Here is a 17,413-nt window from a genome sequence, read left to right on the forward strand (position 1 = left end):
GATGTGGTTCCGGTATTCCAAATTAAGAAAGTTAATTTGAATAAAGCAAATATGCACAGCAATAAATATTTCATTTATAGCAATTTATCGGCAAGCTGATACGGTTTAATACCAATAAAACTAATTTAAATATCACTAATAATCAATCAGTTAACAATTTGGAAACGATCCTGTAAATATGTTTTGATACGCTAACATACATTTGTGTATTTTATACACTCTGTATGCCATATTTTGACTGCTGTAATTAAATTATTGGTTTTTAAGCTCCTCTTCAATCCGCAGGCTTTCTTTGTGAATAGCGTTCATCAGTTCGGTAATAAAGGTTTCCGACAGGCCCTCTTTTTTACCGGCGGCAACGGCCTTTTCAAGCACCTGCTTAAACCTATCGGCCTGTAATGGGGCTATATTGTTTTTGGCTTTGTAAATCCCAATCTCTTTAACCACCTGTTCCCGCTGCCCCAGCAGCGCTATGAGTTGCTTATCCAGCGAATCAATTTTATTACGGCTTAGCTTCAGGGTTTGATCGGTGCTTTTAGGGGTTTCCATCGGTACAGATTGCGCGGTGGCTAAATTGAGGTTAAACAAATACATCAATAACAAAACTCCAAGTCGGGTAAGTATTTTCATATCCCAATTTACTAAAATTAATCTAATTAATTTGAAGATTTGAGAATTTGAAGATTTGAAAATGGAGGATTAAAAGCCAATCAAAAACTTTCAAAAAAACTACAAAAAACCACACAAATGATGCAAAAAAACACAACTAATTGTCAATTTTGGGGGAATAAATAACAACATTTGGATACTTTTTAATAATCCTTATCGGTTTAACCTATAATTAAAAAAACCAGAGAGTTCGGTCCCCGGTTTTTAGTAAAAATGATCATCCCAAGTCTGGTTACCTGTCGCTATTGTGCCCGCGTTTAATCATCTCGTGGACGGCCCTGGCTAAAAACTCTTTTCCGTAATCGTCAAGGTTGGTTTGTTTGCCGCCGCCGTTTATTTCGTAAACAATCTTCCCGTGATCGTTCTCGGCTACCAGGTCATCACTGTTGATACTGCATGATACCGACCCATGGGGCGAAATAGCCTTAATGCCCTTGCCATCCTCGGTAAAGTAGGTTTGGCCGCGGTATTCAATCTTTACGGTTCTGCCGCCGGCATTTTCAATAATGGTGGTGTGCCGGCCGCCAAAGCGACAAGCTGTGGCCAGCAGCATAAGCCCTGCCAGGGCCATAATTTTTTGTATTTTTTTCATGATGATATGTATTAGTGTCGCGCTCATTACAAAGCTAATACAAAACACAGTACTATACAATACATAGTACCATATTTATTGAAAATAATTTTTTTGCTGATGATTGGTTGTCCATGACGTGATCGTGGTTCAAATAAACATCGGCTTTGAACGCTGGCTACGACTCACCCCGGCGACGCTACGCTGGCCGACCCTCTCTCCGGCTTACGCCGCAAAGAGGGTATCCCCAATTTTTATCTTTTTTAGCCCCTCTATGCGACGCAGTCGGAGAGAGGGGCAGACGGGCGTAGCCTCGTCGGGGTGAGTCGTTGCCGACATGCGATAAACGTCATTCCCCCCCACACTCCCCTATATCTTCCCATTCAGCAAATCCTCAACCAAAATACCGTTAATGGTCATACCGGCAATATTGCAGTCGGTTATGGCTACGCCTTGCAGGTTGCAGTTGTTGATGGTGCTGTGGTTAAGGTCGCAATCTTCAAAGCGCAGGGGGCGTTGTTTTGCAGCCGCATCATATGCCGGGTGGCCTTCTGGCGGCATACCAATGTTATGGATGTAGGCCCCGCCAAGCTGGGCGCCTTCAATCTCCAGGTCGCTTAGGTTGGCATTGGTAATTTTAAGTTTGCTCAGGTCAACGTCGTTAAAGCTGGCGTTGCTCATTTTAAGCATCAAAAATGTCGATCCGTCCAGGTGCGCGTATTTGGCATCAATTACTTTGGTGGTTTCGATGATATTAACCTTATCCGGCAGGTTATTTGAACTTTCCATAATAGTTGTTTTTGTTCGCCGAATTTACAAAGGAGCTCAGGAATTGCAATGGCCCGGCCAGACATTTTAAGGGCGTTTTTGCGACAATTGGCGCATGGTTGTCTGCAAGCATTTAATCTATGCTGCATCAAACTATTTGACATTTACAACGTTTGGTTGTAATAAACCAATCATGAAATCGATATTTTTCACGTTAACCAGCAAGCTCCGGCTAATGGTAATCCCAGATACCGAAGCACACCTGGACGGACACCCCGTAATTAGTTATACCTATAGCCTGTTTATCGATAGGGACAAGGGCCACGAAGAACAAGCTTTAGAAAAACTGAGCACCCTGCATTTAGACAAAATTAACGACCCCGATTATTTAGGCTTTGTCGCTTTCGAGCAGCCCGCCAACGTATTCTCCTACACGGCCGGCCAGCGTGAATTAAGCATTGCAGAAGTTGAAGAAGTAATTGAACTGTTAACCAAATTCAGGGATAACCCACCCTTTTGGCACCCAATTGATGATATTTAATTAGTACAGCGCCGTTGGTAACCCATCAAGGCTAATTAGGTTTTTTTCTTTTTTATAGGCCTCCAGTCCTTCGGCGCCTTTATTGGCAGCCCATTTATAAGCCTGGTCACGTTCGCCTTCATAGCTGTAATAGGGTACACTAAAGCCGCACGATGTTTGTACCTGGTAAACGTTTGCCACAATAATTTGCCTGGTTGATAGCAGGATATCAAAATGCTGCGCCAGCTGCGGCCATTCTTCATCGCCGGGCAGCACGGTATAGCCATTTCCATATAAACGCAGAATATTTGGCGGCCCCTCAAAGGCGCAAAACATAAAAGTGATTCGGTCATTTTCCAGCAGATGGGCCGATGTTTCGTTACCGCTGCCTATAATATCCATGTAGGCTACTTTGGTGGCCGAGAATACCTTAAAGCTATCTATCCCCTTGGGCGATAAATTAACATGCCCACCAGCGGCAAGCGGCGCCGAGGCTACAAAAAACATTTTTTGTTTTTCAATAAAGGCCTGGTGTGCAGGCTGGATGGTTTCAAAAAACTTTCCCATAGTGGTTTCATTTTTCTTGTCCATCAAATTTAATAAATTATTGCAGCTGCCGGGCGGTTTAAGTGTTAAGTTATTGTGAAGCGGGGCGGCTACAGGGGGTAAGTGCTCATAAGATAATGAGCTTTCTGTCCCCTCGGGGTCTCTCCAATGCTATTAAGTTAAGTATAAATATTTGATTATCAAATATTTATACTTAACTTAGGGTACTAAAAATAACAAATGAGTATCATAGCCCAAAATCCGATTGGGGAGCAACATAAAGTCGCTTCTAAAAAAAACATTTGACTTTATTCATCATAATTCAGATGTTGCCAATTACATAGCGCATCCGACCTTTTTTACAAGAAACCGAACACTCACGTTCCCGGTGGTAGTTTCTTCCATTTTAAACCTGTTTAAAGAATCGGTAGAATATAACCTCAGCACCCTTCTGCCATGTTTAAACCTAAAGCCTGTTACGGGAGCAGCCTTTTCTTTGGCGCGCTACAAGATCTCGCTGTCATTCTTTAAGGACCTGAATAAGATACTGGTAGATTTCCATCAAAAGGCCCCAACCCTACTTTGGAAAGGTTTTCAATTGATCGCAGGTGATGGGTCCACAGTCTCTTTACCCGCATCCAGCCAGGTAAAAAATCATTTTGGGGTACATTCAACTAACGATGATGGTATCAGCAACTGTTTAGCCCAGATTTTTATGCTTTATGATGTTTGTACAGGCTTGGTAATAAACGGGCGGATCTCAAAAACAGAGGATTCAGAAAGAACGCTTTTGAAAGATTGCCTGATTGATTTTCCTGTTACTAAAGCTATTTTTTTACTTGATAGAGGATTTGGACATTTTCACGTATGCAAGCGTTTTTTAAACAGCAAAAGGAATTTTTGTATTAGAATAAGCGGGGCCAGCTCGTTATTTGGCAAGCAGGCAATGAAAGAGCCTTCCAACGATTTTTCGATTTGTTGGAAACCAAGCAGGAAAGAACGAAAAACATGCTTAAAGCATGGGCTGGATATTGAACCTATTACAGTCAGGGTATCGAAAATCAAGCTCAAAAACGGAGAAATAGAGTTACTGGTGTCATCACTATATGATAAGTCTATTTATGACCTGGCTGACCTGAAAGAGCTTTACAGATTGAGGTGGGGTATTGAGGAGGGATTTAAAAAGCTCAAACCAAAGATGAAACTTGAGTATTTTGGGAACCGAAAACCGGAAGGTATATTTCAAGAGTTCGAGGCTCACTTATTTATGATGAATCTTATAGCTATCGTAGGAGACGCCGCCCAACAAGAGGTTGAAAATAAATGTAGTAAGCGAAAACTGAAATACAGATATAATTGGCAAAACGCTTACCGGTTTATACGCAATAAAATCGTAAGCTTACTTTGGTTAGCTGATATCGACTTGCTGATTCAGCAATTGATAGAACTAATAGCCTCATCAATCATCGCCATAAAACCAGATCGATGCTTCCCAAGGTCTCCGCTTAGGAAAAATAAAACAAGGTTACATCAAGCTTACAAGTAAAATATGACTGTAAAATCCCTTAACTTAATAGCATTGAGGGTCCACCCTTTTGGTCCGCATGCTAAGTATACCCCATGCATAGCCACCATGCACTGCCCGGAGATTGCTTCGTACCTCGTATGACATAGTGGAGATAGGCACCGTTAAAACCTTGTCGGCCTATCCAACCACACCCCAACCCAACCGAGCGAACGGACACCGCACAAAACAAAAGGCCGCATTAATCCGCGGCATTTGGATGCAAGCTGAAATGAAATTTTTCGCCCTCGCCTTTTCAACTGTTATTGGCTGTAAAAAATGTCCTGTTGTTATCGTTCGTTACTTTGGAAGAATGGTTAGAATTACCCTTTTGTACCGGGTTAGCCGGGGCGTTCCTTTATCGCTAACCTTCAAAATGAAGTGAGTAGTTTGAATACTACTTACCTCCGGCGCTTTTAACTCCGGAATGACAGACATGTTTTCTGCCGGACCGACCGCTATTGTATTATGCAACGTTCCCGCTTCGCGGTATTGAAACCAGTGAAAACTCAGGGCATCTCCATCAGGATCATAGGATGCACTGCCGTCAAGACTAAATGTCTCGCCGGATTTTACCGTGAGCTGTTCAGGCATATTGAGTTTGGCAACCGGTGGGTGATTGGCCGCTTTATAATCCGTGTTGCACCAGGCCATTCTTGCCGCAAAATCATGCTGGATTTCTTCTCTCCATCTCCAAATCGTTACATGGTTGTCTTTGTATGTACCTGTGTCTCTTACAATGGCACGCCCCCATTTGCCCTGCACCCAGGGTGTATATTCGTCTTCGGCATTTGTCCAAAATGGTCTCGTCTCTTCTTCCAGCGGAACAATCCATTTCACCTTGGGGTCAAAGGGCGGTTTGTAAAATTCATAACGTCCGCCCCAACCTCCCCAGTTTGGATGCTCCGGGTTGTTCAGTCCATTGGGAATCAGCGAGAGCCAGGACGGGGTATCGCCCTCCATGCCAAAAGACACATCCGGATAGATTGCCCCCAGCGGCCCATGTCCCTGCTGGATATTTCGCATAAGCCAATCATTGCTCACGACCTCGTTATTGGCACCGGGAAATACGCTTAAGATGGCCGACCATGTAGCCGCATAATAATTTCCCGGGCTTGCGATGTAGAACAGGCCGGGGAAATTCCTGCGTATCCATGGCCCCGAATTATCCTGGTCCGAAATCGTGTATACCCTGAGCTTGCTTATCAACCTTTTTGCTTCCCCTTCGCTTTTAGTCTCCCTGATTTTCCAGAGTGCCTGCGCCAGTACATTCGGGCCGCCCCAAACAGTCACCCATAAAGGGCGGCTGTCATTCTTTTCAAGCATTTTGATCACCCAGTCCGACCCTTCCGAATCTTTGCCTTTTCCTACACCTTCCATCCCATAAACCGGAATGCCTTTTTTTACCAGGCTTAATAATTTTTGTGCCGTCGGAAATCCGGGTTCATGTTTTAGAAGATTAAGTTGCACCTTCTCATAACTACGGATGACTTTTTCAATGAGTTGTGGGCTAACCTTTTTTGATTGGTGAATGGATGTTGAAGCGATGAGCCCTTCGATGTCGATTTGATTTGTGTATAGCATTAACCGGACCATCGACATAAAATCATCAGGCTCGTTTCCGATGTCTGTAATTACAATCAGGCGATGTTTGGCAATTGTTTGTGCAGAAGCCGTAATGGGTGTTGCCAGTATAATACTTAATACAACCAGCGCAGCCGGCATTAGTTTTGTTTTCATTATTTCCCTCCCCTATTTCCCCACACTAAACACATAACTCCCCGATGCCAACTCATAAACAGCCTTCCCATTGGCATACTTTAAAAATTTGATGCCTTTTGCTTTTGCAGCGGGTTTGCCGCTTTCGGTTACCGCCGTAGCTGACGAAGCAGGCAAGTATAAAGTAGCTTTGGTATTTGCCGGTACGGTTGCGGTATAAGTTAGGGTATTGCCTGCCGTTTTCCAGCTGCTGTTAATCCTGCCGTAGGGCGAATCGTAGTAGCCTTTGGCGAAGGTCATCTGGCCGGTTGGGTCGGGCTCGGGTTGCAGGATAAAGTTTTTAAAACCAACCTCGCCGCGCTGGATACCCAGCGAATAAGCCATCATCCACTGGCCAATAGCGCCAAAGGAGTAGTGGTTAAAGGAGTTCATGCTGTTGTTGCCGCCGAAACCGTTTTCAACCGTGTAGCCATTCAGGCGTTCCCATATGGTGGTTGCGCCCTGGTCAATGGCGTATAGCCATGAGGGGTAATGGTTGTTTTGCAGCACCTTGTAGGCCAGGTCGGTGTGCCCGTAATCGGATAGCGATTTGCTGATCCAGGCGGTACCGATAAAGCCGGTCATGAGGGAGTATTTAGGGCGGGTAATACCGCCATCGTCCTTGTTTTCCCGTTCTACAACTGCCTGCAGGTTTTTGGCCATATAAGGAATGTTCTCGTCGTTAAAAACGCCTAATGACAAACCGACAGCATAAGCTGTTTGAATGTCGGCCACTTTAAATTCCTGTTTGGTGCCCGGTGGGTCAAACGCTCCACGACCAACAAGTCCCATCGCTTTTTTATCGGCATTAATAAAGGTTTTGTTAAAAAAGGCTTTGCGCTCAAGATACCGTTCCTGGTACTTTACAGCGTCGTCGGGCTTGTTTAAAGCGATGGCAACCTTTACCATAATACCCAAATCAAAAATATGGTAAGCCGTTACCAGGTAATCGGTACCCAGTTGGTTGTTTTGCGGGCCAAGCCAATCGCCTAACTGCGAATCGGAACTGAGGCCTGTTTTTTTGCTGATAGTGGAGTCGATAAAGCTCATGTACCTGGCCATGGCCGGGTAATGCTCTTTTAACAAGGCAACATCCTCATATTGCTGATATGCCTCCCATGGAATAGTGATACCCGCGCTGCCCCAAAGCACACCGCCAAAACCGCCGCCTACCGGGGCAATATCGGTAAATTTTCCATTGGACATTTGCAGGTCGCGCAGGGCAAAAAGGTGCCGCCTTAAAAACTGGTCGCTGTTGGACAGGTAGGTAGCCGTACGCGAAAAAATACTGATATCGCCCGACCAGCCCATGCGCTCGTTACGCTGCGGGCAATCGGTTGGGATGGTTAAAAAGTTATCGATGTTTGACCAGGTAAGGTTCGACCACAGCTTGTTTACTTTAGGATTGGATGTGACATAATCGGCTGTTAGCTTGTGGATGGAGCTGATGGCTAAACCCTGCACAGCACTTAGCGGCAGGGGTTCATCAACCCCGGTAACCTCGACATATTGATACCCATGCGATGTAAAATGCGGCTGAAATGTTTGCCCGCCATCTTTCATGGTATACACATCCTGGCTCAGGGCCCCACGGTAATTTTCGGTCATGATCATCCCCACATTCTTACCCGATTCCTTAAGCGCCGGGTATAAAACCTCGGCATAGCGCAGCAAAATCTTTTTACCTGCCTTACCGTTTTTGATATAGATTTTGGGCACGCCTACCATATTTTGCCCCATGTTGTACACATAAACACCTTTGCGTACTTCCTGCATACTTTGGGCAGTAAGCGTTTTGTAGATGCCGGCCGGCTGGCCTATCTGCCCGATCAATGATAATTTATCGTAATTAACCTCGTCTTTATTACCAAAATAATCATAGGATACTCCCGAATAAGCCGTACCGTCTACCGATACTTTAACAGCTTTTTGCCATGCATTATCATTATAATTAACGGTGCTCCAGTTGCTTATTCCGGTTTCTAATGATGCATCATAAACCTCGCCCATATCCAGGCTGCTGTAAACTATGGGGCCTTTATTGTAATATTTCCAGTCTTTATTATTGGTTGCGATCACTTTTCTGGAACCGTCGCTGTATTTTATCACCAGCTTGGCTAAAAGCGATTGCCTGTCGCCAAAATGGTTCCAGATGGTGCCGTAGCTTAGCAAGCCGCTCCACCAGCCTTCGCCCAGCATAGCGCCTATGGCGTTTTGCCCATTGTTTACCATAGTGGTAACGTCATACGTTTGATACAGGTGGGTAATGTTGTATTGCGTTAAACCAGGGTTGTAGTAATCATTACCCACGCGTTTGCCGTTCAGGTATACCTCGTAAATACCACGGGCTGTAACATACAGGCGGGCGCTTGCAACTTTTTTGCTGCCTGTTTCAAATTGCGTGCGCAGCATGGGCATGGAGTTATGGCTTGGGTCGGCCACCGCAAAAACACCGTGACTACCCCCTGAAACCACGAACCGCTCGTTTTTGATGCTGATGGCAGCATTGGCCCCGCCAATGAAGGATTTATAAATACCGGTATATTGTTGTGCCGACAAGTCCTCTTTGAACAAGATATTTCCCGGCTTGCGCGCGTTGGATACCTCCAGCCCCGAAAATGCAGCCTGCTGCCCGGCATCCACAGCATAACCAATATCGCAAAGTAAACCAAATGAGATTACATCACGAGCCCCCAGCGGATTAAGGGTAACTACCGCCGTATGTGGATTGCGGGGCGGAAAAACAGGCTGGGCACCCGCAGATGCTTTATCATTATTTACAAAAAACTCATATTCGCCGTCTACCCTAAATGTCAAGGTGCCCATTTCGTTATTGATTGCAAAACGGTGCTCTTTGTTTTTATTGCCTTCGTTAATTACGCTTGTTTTAATATCAAACGATTTAAGAACACGTGTAGCGGTATCATTGCCGGTATAACCGCTACGGTATATGTTAATTTTGGCGTTACCCGTACCGGCGCTGCCCAGCTTTGAAATATCCAGCTCGATTTTAAAATAACTCTCGTCCTTTTTATTTTCAACCTGGAAAATATTTTTGTTTTTATCCATTAACCGGGCATCATTGGCCCCCATGATGATGCTTGCCCGGGTGCTGCCCGGCGCTATGGCCAGCTTGTAATTCATATTAAAAACGGGCAGGTATTTGGAGTATAAAACCAAATCGTTGTCATCGCCGCCAATCCAGGTGGCGCCGTCCCAGGCCGATAATCCGGGATCAGGGTTCATTAAACCAGTTTCGAACCATGATGTATTGGTTAATATGGCCCCGGTTTGGTCCCAAACGGTAACTTTCCAGGTGTAACGGGTGGCGGCTTTAAGCTTTTTCCCCGCATATTCAATACCCGATGATTTGCTGCTGTTTATCTTCCCACTATTCCAAACGGGTTTGCCTGTGCCGTCTTTTACTTCAAGCTGATAGGATAACTGGATGTAGCCCCTTGCCCCTGCCGGTGCTTTCATTTGCCAGCTAAAGCGGGGAGTTTCCACATCAATACCGATGGGTTTATCTGTATACTCTACCTGCAGGTTATCAACGCTTCCTGAGCTATTGGCCTTTGGCTGCGTGGCAAATGCGGCTGCACTATTAACAGGATGAATGAAAAAAACTAAGACGAAAACAAGCGTAATACTTTTAAAAGCGAACAGGCAATTTTTTTTCATGAACGAAGGATAGTTAATCACATTTAATAAGCTCCACAATCAAAACCGTACTAAGTCATAAGTCTAAAGTTATTTTTTGGGGCTTAGAACTTAAGACTTTGGGCTAATGACTATCCGTCAATTTATCGTTGACACGACAATCACATCATCAATCCGATAAAAAAACAGAATGTGGTTTATAATTATTTACACAATAATACGTGTTGTTGCGCTGAAACCGTCATGCACTGTCTTGTATATGATTAAAGTCAGTTATCCCACATTTTATTTTTGATATACCCGCACATAATCAACCTCAAACCGCTTTGGAAAAGTGGTTGCCGATGGTTCGCCGCCGTTATCGCCGCCAATGGCCAAGTTCAGGAGGATGTAGTGCGGTTGTTTAAAGGGATTAAAGTTGCTGCCGTCCTGGTTAACCAGGTCTTTTAAGGCCACGTGGTTAAGTAACATATCATCAACATATAGGCTAATAGATATTTCGTCCCAATCCATTCGCCAGGTATGAAAGCGCTGGTTCCAGCCGGGCTCAAATTCATCGAGGGTTTTGACATTGCTAAACCATTTGGCCTGGTAGGGCACATTGGTGCCACAAGCTATGTTGGCCAACAGTTTATCCTGGTAAAATTCCATAATGTCAATTTCGCCGTTTGAGGGCCAGGGCTTGTTCAGGCCTAAGGTCCAGAAAGCCGGCCATAAACCGGCATCTGTATTTATCCGGCCCCGCATAATCAGCCGGCCATATTGCCAGCTTTGCAGGCCACCGGTATTCATACAGGCCGATGTATATTCAATAAACGGTCGGCTGGTCTGCCAGTCGGTACTGTTAGGCACATACGCAGGGTTGGGCAGGTGCACCTTTTTAGCTTCTATTACCAACAACCCGTTGTGGCAGCTGGCATTGCCGGCCTGGTACCATTGGTCTTCATGGTTGCGTACAAAACCCTGCTCAAACTTCCAGTTGGCAGGGTTTGGCGCTCCCTCGTTATTAAATTCATCGGCCCAAACCTGCTTATACCCGCCAACGGTATCAGGTTGTATTTGCTGGCCTTGTGCTATTAAAGGCGCCAGGAATGCTAAGCTTAACACCATCCGTTTCATCGCAACAAAAAGAACACTTGCTTTATGGTAATGCTTAGTGGTAAAAAGCGTTGTATTCGGGGCTATTTCCATGGTATTATTTTTATTGTTCAATATCGGGTTTTATATCTGTAAGCGCCTAATTTATGGGCAGCCAATGAGGACGGGCTGGTTCCTCCCTACTCCTCCAATAAGGCCGGTGGTTTTTATGCCATGCAAATTTTATATATTGTAGCCTGATATCAAAACAGCCCATGACCCGATTTTTACCGGTAATTTATCTTCTTTGCAGCGCTCCCCTTTTTGCAAAAGCACAAAATAAAAATACAGCCCCGCCATTAGCCTATCATCTTGGCTGGGACGGAAAATCGGCCATTCTGCAGGTAAGCCTCGACTATATGCCCGCAAACAAAGATAGCACCGTATTTATTTACGGCGATCTCAACTTTGGCGGCCAAAAAGAGATTTTTAACGTGCTGCAAAACATCACCACTAAAGACAAAATAAAGCTTACACCACGCGAAAGGAAAATAACGGTTTACCATACCGGCGCGGGGCCAACGAAAATAAGCTATACCATTAACGGCCAATTGGTTGGCAACCCCAAACGGGCAACAGTTGATGAATTGTTTCGCCCGCTGATAACGCCCAATATATTATACATGGTGCCCCGGTTTTTTATGATAAATCCGGTGGGGCATCCGGCCAGCGAGGCAAGTATCCAATGGGATACATTTCCGGCGGGTTTACCTTATTTTATGTCGACGGCAGCCGGCGCCGGCCCGGCTGTTAAACAAACCATTAAGCTTAAACAGGAGCAGGATGTACTGATGCTGATGGGCGCCAACCTGGTTATTAACACCTACAAAGTACACGGCATCCCCTATTATTCCATTACATCAAAAAGCGATACCATTAACAACTCAAAAGCCGAGCTTAAACCCTTTTTTGAGCGCTATTTTCCGGGGCTGCGCGATTTCTGGAAGGACAACGAAGCGCCCTACTATTACATCAGCGTGCTGCCGCTTTTATCAATTGACAAGCCATGGGCTACCGGGTACAGCCAGAAGCATGGCTTTGTTATGCGCTATTCGGGAAAATTTGATGACGATAAAAAGCGGGTGCTGGCCCATGAAACCTCGCATTCATGGATTGGCAATAACATGCAAATTGGAAATGATGAATTTGACAACCAATGGTTTGGCGAAGGGTATAATGATTACGTGACAATGATTAACCTGGTAAAATCGGGCATACAGGGTAAGGCCGCCTTTTTGGGTTATATGAATAAAAACAATTTGTACGACCATTATAGCAGCCAGGTAAAAAACGCGCCAAATGACTCCATAGCTGTCAAATTCTGGATTGATAAAAACTACCAGACCCTGCCTTATAAAAGAGGTTTTATTTATGCCTTTTACTTCGATAACCAAATCCGCCTGGCCTCGGGCGGCAAACTTTCTATCAGGGATTTCCTGCTGACTTTATTTAAAAGAAACCGGCAGATTCATGCCCCAAACCCGGCCGCCAATTTAACTCTCGACGATTATATCGCCGCGGCATCAAAATTCATCCCCGAAAAGCAGGTAAGAAACGAAATTCAAACCTACCTGATTAAAGGCAAACTGCTCAACTTTAAAACCATCCGGCTGATTGATGGCTTTAAGGTGGCTTATCGCGATAGCATACCGGTTTTATCAATAGGCAAAACAATCAATTTAAAAAAAATCTATGCCCAATAATTACAGCCCATCGCGCAGGAGCCTCCTTTCCCTATTGGGCGTACTGCTATTTGCCCCGGGATTATTAAATAGCCTGGCCAAAAACCAACCTAACGAGCCCGGCACCGGGTTAGCTAACGATAACCCACTCCCCGCCAGGGATCAGTTTGCGATTAAAGGAACATTTTTAAACGCTGCCTATACCCACCCTATGAGCATTGGCAGCGCAAAAAACATCAAAAGCTACCTTAATTTCAGGATGGCGAATGGAAAAGCAGCAGATACTATTGACCAGGACAGAAACACCGCCCGCACCTTATTTGCCCGCCTGATAAATGCCGATGCCGACGAAATTTCATGGATACCCAGTACCATGGCGGGCGAAAACCTGGTGGTAAATGGCCTTGGCTTGCCGGGTACAGCCGCCAGGATAATTACCGATGCCTACCATTTTGATGGTTCGTTGTACTTGTACTCGGAAATGGCCAGGCAGGGTGCAGATGTTAAAATGGTTATCCCCAAAAACAATAAAATTGACCTGGCCGATATGGATGCCGCCATAACACCGGGCACAAAACTGGTAGCCGTTTCGTTGGTATCGATGATTAACGGCTTCCAGCACGATTTGAAAGCGCTTTGTGACATAGCTCATGCCAGGGGAGCCCTGGTGTACGCGGATATTATACAGGCAGCAGGCGCGGTGCCTATAGATGTACATGCCCTTGGTGTTGATTTTTGTGCATGTGCCACCTACAAATGGCTAATGGGCGATTTTGGCGCAGGCTTTTTATACGTACGAAAAGACAGGTTGCCACTCATTAAACGGAGCCAGTTTGGCTACCGCCAGCTAAAAGACATGCAATCGCACGTTTTCCCTTTTGATGCAGCCGGAAATGCCCCATTTGATTTTGTGCAGGGCGACAAAACCCGCAATTATTTTGAAGTGGGTACACTGGGCAATGCCGCCGTGCCGGCGCTTATATACTCCTTAAACTACCTGCTGCAAACCGGCGTGGATGACATACAAAAATACCGTCAGCCCCTGCTTGATAAACTACAGCAGGAATTGCCCAAGCTGGGTTACCAACCCATGACGCCACGCGAATCAACATCGCCGATAGTAAGCTTTGCCCTGCAAGGCGCCGAAAAAAAGCTGCACCAAAAACTGGCTGCGGCCGGTATTAACATACAACTTTATGAAAACCGGTTCCGGATATCGCCATCGGTATACAATACCATGGGCGATATTGAGCACCTGATCAGCGTACTTTCCTGATTAAGAAAGCACTGTAGCTACCAGTAAGGCCTAAAAAAGCAACGTCGTTTTAATCCCGTTTTATCAAACCCGCCCGAACAAAACCTGAATTAATTGGGGGTGCCCGAAGGGTTATATCCAAATTGCTTTTTAAACGCAAAGGAAAAATGCGACAGGTTTTCAAATCCCACATCAAAATAAACATCCGATGGCTTTCTCTTTTTTTCGAAGATCTGGTAATGGGCCAATTCCAACCGCTTTTTTGTAAGCCATTTTCCCGGCGTATTTTTAAATGCTTTTTTAAAATCCTTTTTATAGGTAGTAAGGCTTCTGCCCGTTAAATAACCAAATTTTTCTAATGGAAGATTGAACATATAATTCTTTTCCATAAAATCAACCAGGTCTGGCTTACCTGGTTCTTCAAACTGCCCAAGCAAATGATCCACAGTTTTATCAATGGCGCGCAGCACACGTATGGCTTCTTCTATTTTAAATGTCGCAATGTCGGCAGGCAAGGCATCTGATAGCTTAAAATAAGGAAACAGCGAATTGAAAAGGCTTTCCAACAGCGGATGATCCTTTAATATTTTAAGTTCGGGACTATAGTGCTTCAACGGAACAATCTGATTGACGGCATAATATTGCTGCAATATCTCCCGGCGAAAAATAATGGACACTGCTATACAGGGTTTGCCATCCAACGGCAGCTTACTCATCCGGCCTAATTGATTGCGGGGAACCAGGATGGTATCTCCTGCAAAAAAATTAAATACACGATCGGCCGAAGCAATCCTTACCTCGCCAGATAGTATGCGCACCAGGGCTGGTTGCGGCAAAATGAGTTCCCTGCTATAGTGCTTTTCTTTTTTACAAGAGATAAACACCTCTGCAATATTGGCTGCACCCCGAATTTCCATTTCGTAAAATTAACAAATTATTTATTCAGCAGGTTCAAACGTACCAGACTTGATGCTGTGGCCACAATGGCTTCCTCGGCAGATCGCGGCTTCCAGCCTAATACCCTTATCGCCTTTTCACTGGTAGCATTCATTACCTTGCCCAGCATCGGTAAAAGTACTTTTACAGCAGGATCGCGAAGGGCGGCAACACGTAACAGCCAGTTGGGCAACTCACGCAACTTGATATGTGCCGCAGCTTCGGCCATGCGCCTTTTAAGTACCCCGGCAACATCTACCAGCCAAATACTTTCGCCCGCAGTGGCCAAAAACCGTTCGCCCTTAGCAGCAGGATTCGTCATCGCCAGCAGATGAAGCGCTGCCACATCGCGCACATCTACAAAACCGCAATTAATTTTCGGACTGCCGGGAGCCTTGTCCTGCATGAGTCTTTTGATGACCTGGATAGAATGCGAATAATCGGGCCCCAGTACCGGACCTAAAACCGCAACCGGGTTGATCACGGAAAGCTCGAGCCCGCTGCCTTCTTTGGCTATAAAATCCCAGGCGGCCCGTTCGGCCAGGGTTTTTGATTTTTGGTAAACCGGCACATTGCCCGTTAAATCTGTCCAGTCGGTTTCTTTAAATGGCGCGGTCTGCGGTTTGTGGCCAAATGCAACGGCACCGAGTGCCGACGTTAACACCACTCGTTTTACGCCGGCATCGCGCGCGGCGCGTAATACCCTAAGCACACCTTCACGGGCAGGTATAATCATTTCGTCCTCGTGCCGGTAACCTTTTAAGGGAGTTGGCGAGGCCACATGCAATACGTAGGTACACCCGGCCACGGCTTCCATCCAGTTGACATCGGATGAAAGATCGGCTTCGACGAAAGATAGCTGATTTCCAGGCCCGGCTCCGCCTTCTTTCAGCATTGCCCGTACTTCCGGCTCCCGACTTAAGGAACGAAGCGTTGTCCTGACATTGTAGCCGGCATTTAAAAGTTGCAGTATGCAATGCATAGCTATAAATCCAGATCCACCTGTTACAAGTACTGTTTTTGGATTATTTGAATTTGTTGTCATCTATTTAAAAATTGATGAAACAAAATTCGGCGTAAAATGAGCAATGAGTTTTGTTTAAAAGTCGTTATTTACTTTGCTTAAAGGTTCAGCTAAACCTGGCGCATACTCACCGTAATAACAAGAAATCTTAATAGTAATAACAATGGAAGCCCATACGCTATGGGTAACTCTAAACGGTACAGCAAGCGCTGCTTATGCCTTCATTCGGCATTTAGCTAACAATAAAAAATGTGTCCCCACTCCTTTGGAAGACACATTTAATTAACTTTAACTGTTCATTTTTATCAACGTAAATGAAAAAACCGCAAGAACTAAAGGAGTATTTTAAAAGCCTTTGTAATTTTTATCGTGAGCCTGCATAAGTCAAGGTACCATCAAAAACTCTTTTGTTGGTGGCATTGGCTCCCCAGTCAAATGCAAGGTGGAATGTTTTGGTATCGGGGTCATAATAATTATCTTTTCCTACAGTGTTCTGCACAGCCGCATTCCCGGTTGCTATCACGGTAACCTTGTTGGTTGTAGGATCAACCGTAAGCTGCAGCCCGGCAATACCGCCCACACCGCTGCCGGTGATCCATTTTAAAGAAAACGAATTGGTGTAGGTTCCTATGGTAGCCACGTCAACCTGCAGCCCATCGGGATAGGTACCGCCCAGCGTGGCATCGGCAACACCATCAATATACCGGGCTATAGTACCGCCAAGTGTATAAACGCCATCGTATTTGTTTTTAACACTGTAAAACGCATACATAGTACCCCTGCTTGCCGCGTGGATACCTACCCCGGCCGAATCAGTAATTTTATAAGCCAGGGCGTAGCTTTTTGATAAATCCAGCTTGCTGCCATCAAGTTTTATCACAAAATTCTTTGCAAAATCGCCCGAGGCAAATTTAAACGTGAGGTTATCGCCAGATACCGAAACATCGGTAGATGAAGTCCCGATGGTATAAAAAGATGATGGTAACAATTCATAAGCTGTACCATTGGCCTCGTTATAAGCATCAATAGAATCCGGCACGGCCGACACCACAAAGTTTTGCGCCTTTTTCAGATCCGTATTATTTGCCGCATCTTTTTTCAGCGTAAAAACATCAATGGTTTTAACATCGGTAAACGGATCAAAAAATGTCGATGATTCCATTCCGTTGGGGAAGCCTATTAGGGTTTTACCGGCATTGAGTGTTTCTGTAGTAACTTTATCGGCAGCGGGCTCCTTTCTGCATCCTGCAAACACAACAGCAAATGCACATGCCACAACCAGGTATTTAAAAAATATATTCTTTTTCATGCTTTTTAAGTTGA

General features: G+C 45.1%; 14 protein-coding genes. 4 read left to right on the top strand and 10 right to left on the bottom strand.

Going from position 1 to position 17,413, the window contains the following annotated elements:
* Positions 1-252 precede the first annotated feature (252 nt).
* The 3 genes from AC1RM2_RS09505 to AC1RM2_RS09515 form a co-directional block, all read right to left on the bottom strand.
* A complete protein-coding gene (locus AC1RM2_RS09505) occupies positions 253-630 on the bottom strand; it encodes a chorismate mutase (protein ID WP_492984850.1) in 378 nt (125 codons plus the stop codon).
* A gap of 271 nt (positions 631-901) precedes the next feature.
* Positions 902-1,261, bottom strand: coding sequence for a hypothetical protein (locus AC1RM2_RS09510; protein ID WP_492984852.1), 360 nt, complete (start codon positions 1,259-1,261; stop codon positions 902-904).
* Between the two features lie 348 nt (positions 1,262-1,609).
* Positions 1,610-2,029 carry a pentapeptide repeat-containing protein gene (locus AC1RM2_RS09515; RefSeq protein WP_492984854.1) on the bottom strand — a complete coding sequence of 140 codons (420 nt, stop codon included), beginning with the start codon at positions 2,027-2,029 and terminating at the stop codon, positions 1,610-1,612.
* 172 nt (positions 2,030-2,201) lie between these two features.
* Between AC1RM2_RS09515 and AC1RM2_RS09520 the strand changes: the two genes are divergently transcribed.
* Positions 2,202-2,549: a hypothetical protein gene (locus tag AC1RM2_RS09520; RefSeq protein ID WP_492984856.1), complete on the top strand. Its 348-nt coding sequence runs from the start codon at positions 2,202-2,204 to the stop codon at positions 2,547-2,549.
* Here AC1RM2_RS09520 and AC1RM2_RS09525 read toward each other — a convergent pair whose 3' ends face one another.
* Entirely contained in the window at positions 2,550-3,119 is a 570-nt protein-coding gene (locus AC1RM2_RS09525; protein ID WP_492984858.1) for a pyridoxamine 5'-phosphate oxidase family protein, read from the bottom strand.
* 220 nt (positions 3,120-3,339) lie between these two features.
* Between AC1RM2_RS09525 and AC1RM2_RS09530 the strand changes: the two genes are divergently transcribed.
* Positions 3,340-4,620 (top strand): IS4 family transposase, encoded by a 1,281-nt coding sequence (locus AC1RM2_RS09530; protein ID WP_492984860.1) that lies wholly within the window; start codon positions 3,340-3,342, stop codon positions 4,618-4,620.
* Positions 4,621-4,938: 318 nt separating this feature from the next.
* On the opposite strand, the gene AC1RM2_RS09535 is transcribed toward AC1RM2_RS09530, so the two are convergent.
* The 3 genes from AC1RM2_RS09535 to AC1RM2_RS09545 form a co-directional block, all read right to left on the bottom strand.
* Positions 4,939-6,378, bottom strand: a complete 1,440-nt coding sequence (locus AC1RM2_RS09535; RefSeq protein ID WP_492984862.1) for a DUF1593 domain-containing protein — start codon at positions 6,376-6,378, stop codon at positions 4,939-4,941.
* Between the two features lie 12 nt (positions 6,379-6,390).
* Positions 6,391-10,077 carry a family 78 glycoside hydrolase catalytic domain gene (locus AC1RM2_RS09540; RefSeq protein WP_492984864.1) on the bottom strand — a complete coding sequence of 1,229 codons (3,687 nt, stop codon included), beginning with the start codon at positions 10,075-10,077 and terminating at the stop codon, positions 6,391-6,393.
* Positions 10,078-10,341: 264 nt separating this feature from the next.
* Positions 10,342-11,247: a glycoside hydrolase family 16 protein gene (locus AC1RM2_RS09545; protein ID WP_492984866.1), complete on the bottom strand. Its 906-nt coding sequence runs from the start codon at positions 11,245-11,247 to the stop codon at positions 10,342-10,344.
* A 161-nt stretch (positions 11,248-11,408) separates the two neighbouring features.
* Here AC1RM2_RS09545 and AC1RM2_RS09550 point away from each other — a divergent pair, with 161 nt between their 5' ends.
* Together AC1RM2_RS09550 and AC1RM2_RS09555 are read left to right on the top strand one after the other, a co-directional pair.
* A complete protein-coding gene (locus AC1RM2_RS09550; RefSeq protein ID WP_492984868.1) occupies positions 11,409-12,896 on the top strand; it encodes a hypothetical protein in 1,488 nt (495 codons plus the stop codon).
* Complete coding sequence (locus tag AC1RM2_RS09555) at positions 12,886-14,151, top strand: aminotransferase class V-fold PLP-dependent enzyme (RefSeq protein WP_492984870.1); 1,266 nt, start codon at positions 12,886-12,888, stop codon at positions 14,149-14,151. The genes AC1RM2_RS09550 and AC1RM2_RS09555 overlap by 11 nt, the downstream gene beginning before the upstream one ends.
* Positions 14,152-14,240: 89 nt before the next feature.
* Here AC1RM2_RS09555 and AC1RM2_RS09560 read toward each other — a convergent pair whose 3' ends face one another.
* From AC1RM2_RS09560 to AC1RM2_RS09570, 3 genes are all read right to left on the bottom strand, one after another.
* Complete coding sequence (locus AC1RM2_RS09560) at positions 14,241-15,047, bottom strand: helix-turn-helix domain-containing protein (protein ID WP_492984872.1); 807 nt, start codon at positions 15,045-15,047, stop codon at positions 14,241-14,243.
* Positions 15,048-15,064: 17 nt separating this feature from the next.
* On the bottom strand, positions 15,065-16,111 hold the full coding sequence (locus tag AC1RM2_RS09565) for an SDR family oxidoreductase (protein ID WP_492984874.1): 1,047 nt from the start codon (positions 16,109-16,111) through the stop codon (positions 15,065-15,067).
* Between the two features lie 343 nt (positions 16,112-16,454).
* Positions 16,455-17,399, bottom strand: a complete 945-nt coding sequence (locus AC1RM2_RS09570) for a DUF1735 domain-containing protein (RefSeq protein WP_492984876.1) — start codon at positions 17,397-17,399, stop codon at positions 16,455-16,457.
* Between the last annotated feature and the right edge of the window lie 14 nt (positions 17,400-17,413).

This window comes from Mucilaginibacter sp. GW822-FHT03E02 (assembly GCF_058801545.1).

Excerpts from the sequence above, each read along its gene's own strand:
- AC1RM2_RS09505 (WP_492984850.1), bottom strand. The coding sequence starts at position 630 with ATGAAAATACTTACCCGACTTGGAGTTTTGTTATTGATGTATTTGTTT.
- AC1RM2_RS09510 (WP_492984852.1), bottom strand. The coding sequence starts at position 1,261 with ATGAAAAAAATACAAAAAATTATGGCCCTGGCAGGGCTTATGCTGCTG.
- AC1RM2_RS09515 (WP_492984854.1), bottom strand. The coding sequence starts at position 2,029 with ATGGAAAGTTCAAATAACCTGCCGGATAAGGTTAATATCATCGAAACC.
- AC1RM2_RS09520 (WP_492984856.1), top strand. The coding sequence starts at position 2,202 with ATGAAATCGATATTTTTCACGTTAACCAGCAAGCTCCGGCTAATGGTA.
- AC1RM2_RS09525 (WP_492984858.1), bottom strand. The coding sequence starts at position 3,119 with ATGGACAAGAAAAATGAAACCACTATGGGAAAGTTTTTTGAAACCATC.
- AC1RM2_RS09535 (WP_492984862.1), bottom strand. The coding sequence starts at position 6,378 with ATGAAAACAAAACTAATGCCGGCTGCGCTGGTTGTATTAAGTATTATA.
- AC1RM2_RS09540 (WP_492984864.1), bottom strand. The coding sequence starts at position 10,077 with ATGAAAAAAAATTGCCTGTTCGCTTTTAAAAGTATTACGCTTGTTTTC.
- AC1RM2_RS09545 (WP_492984866.1), bottom strand. The coding sequence starts at position 11,247 with ATGGAAATAGCCCCGAATACAACGCTTTTTACCACTAAGCATTACCAT.
- AC1RM2_RS09550 (WP_492984868.1), top strand. The coding sequence starts at position 11,409 with ATGACCCGATTTTTACCGGTAATTTATCTTCTTTGCAGCGCTCCCCTT.
- AC1RM2_RS09555 (WP_492984870.1), top strand. The coding sequence starts at position 12,886 with ATGCCCAATAATTACAGCCCATCGCGCAGGAGCCTCCTTTCCCTATTG.
- AC1RM2_RS09560 (WP_492984872.1), bottom strand. The coding sequence starts at position 15,047 with ATGGAAATTCGGGGTGCAGCCAATATTGCAGAGGTGTTTATCTCTTGT.
- AC1RM2_RS09565 (WP_492984874.1), bottom strand. The coding sequence starts at position 16,111 with ATGACAACAAATTCAAATAATCCAAAAACAGTACTTGTAACAGGTGGA.
- AC1RM2_RS09570 (WP_492984876.1), bottom strand. The coding sequence starts at position 17,399 with ATGAAAAAGAATATATTTTTTAAATACCTGGTTGTGGCATGTGCATTT.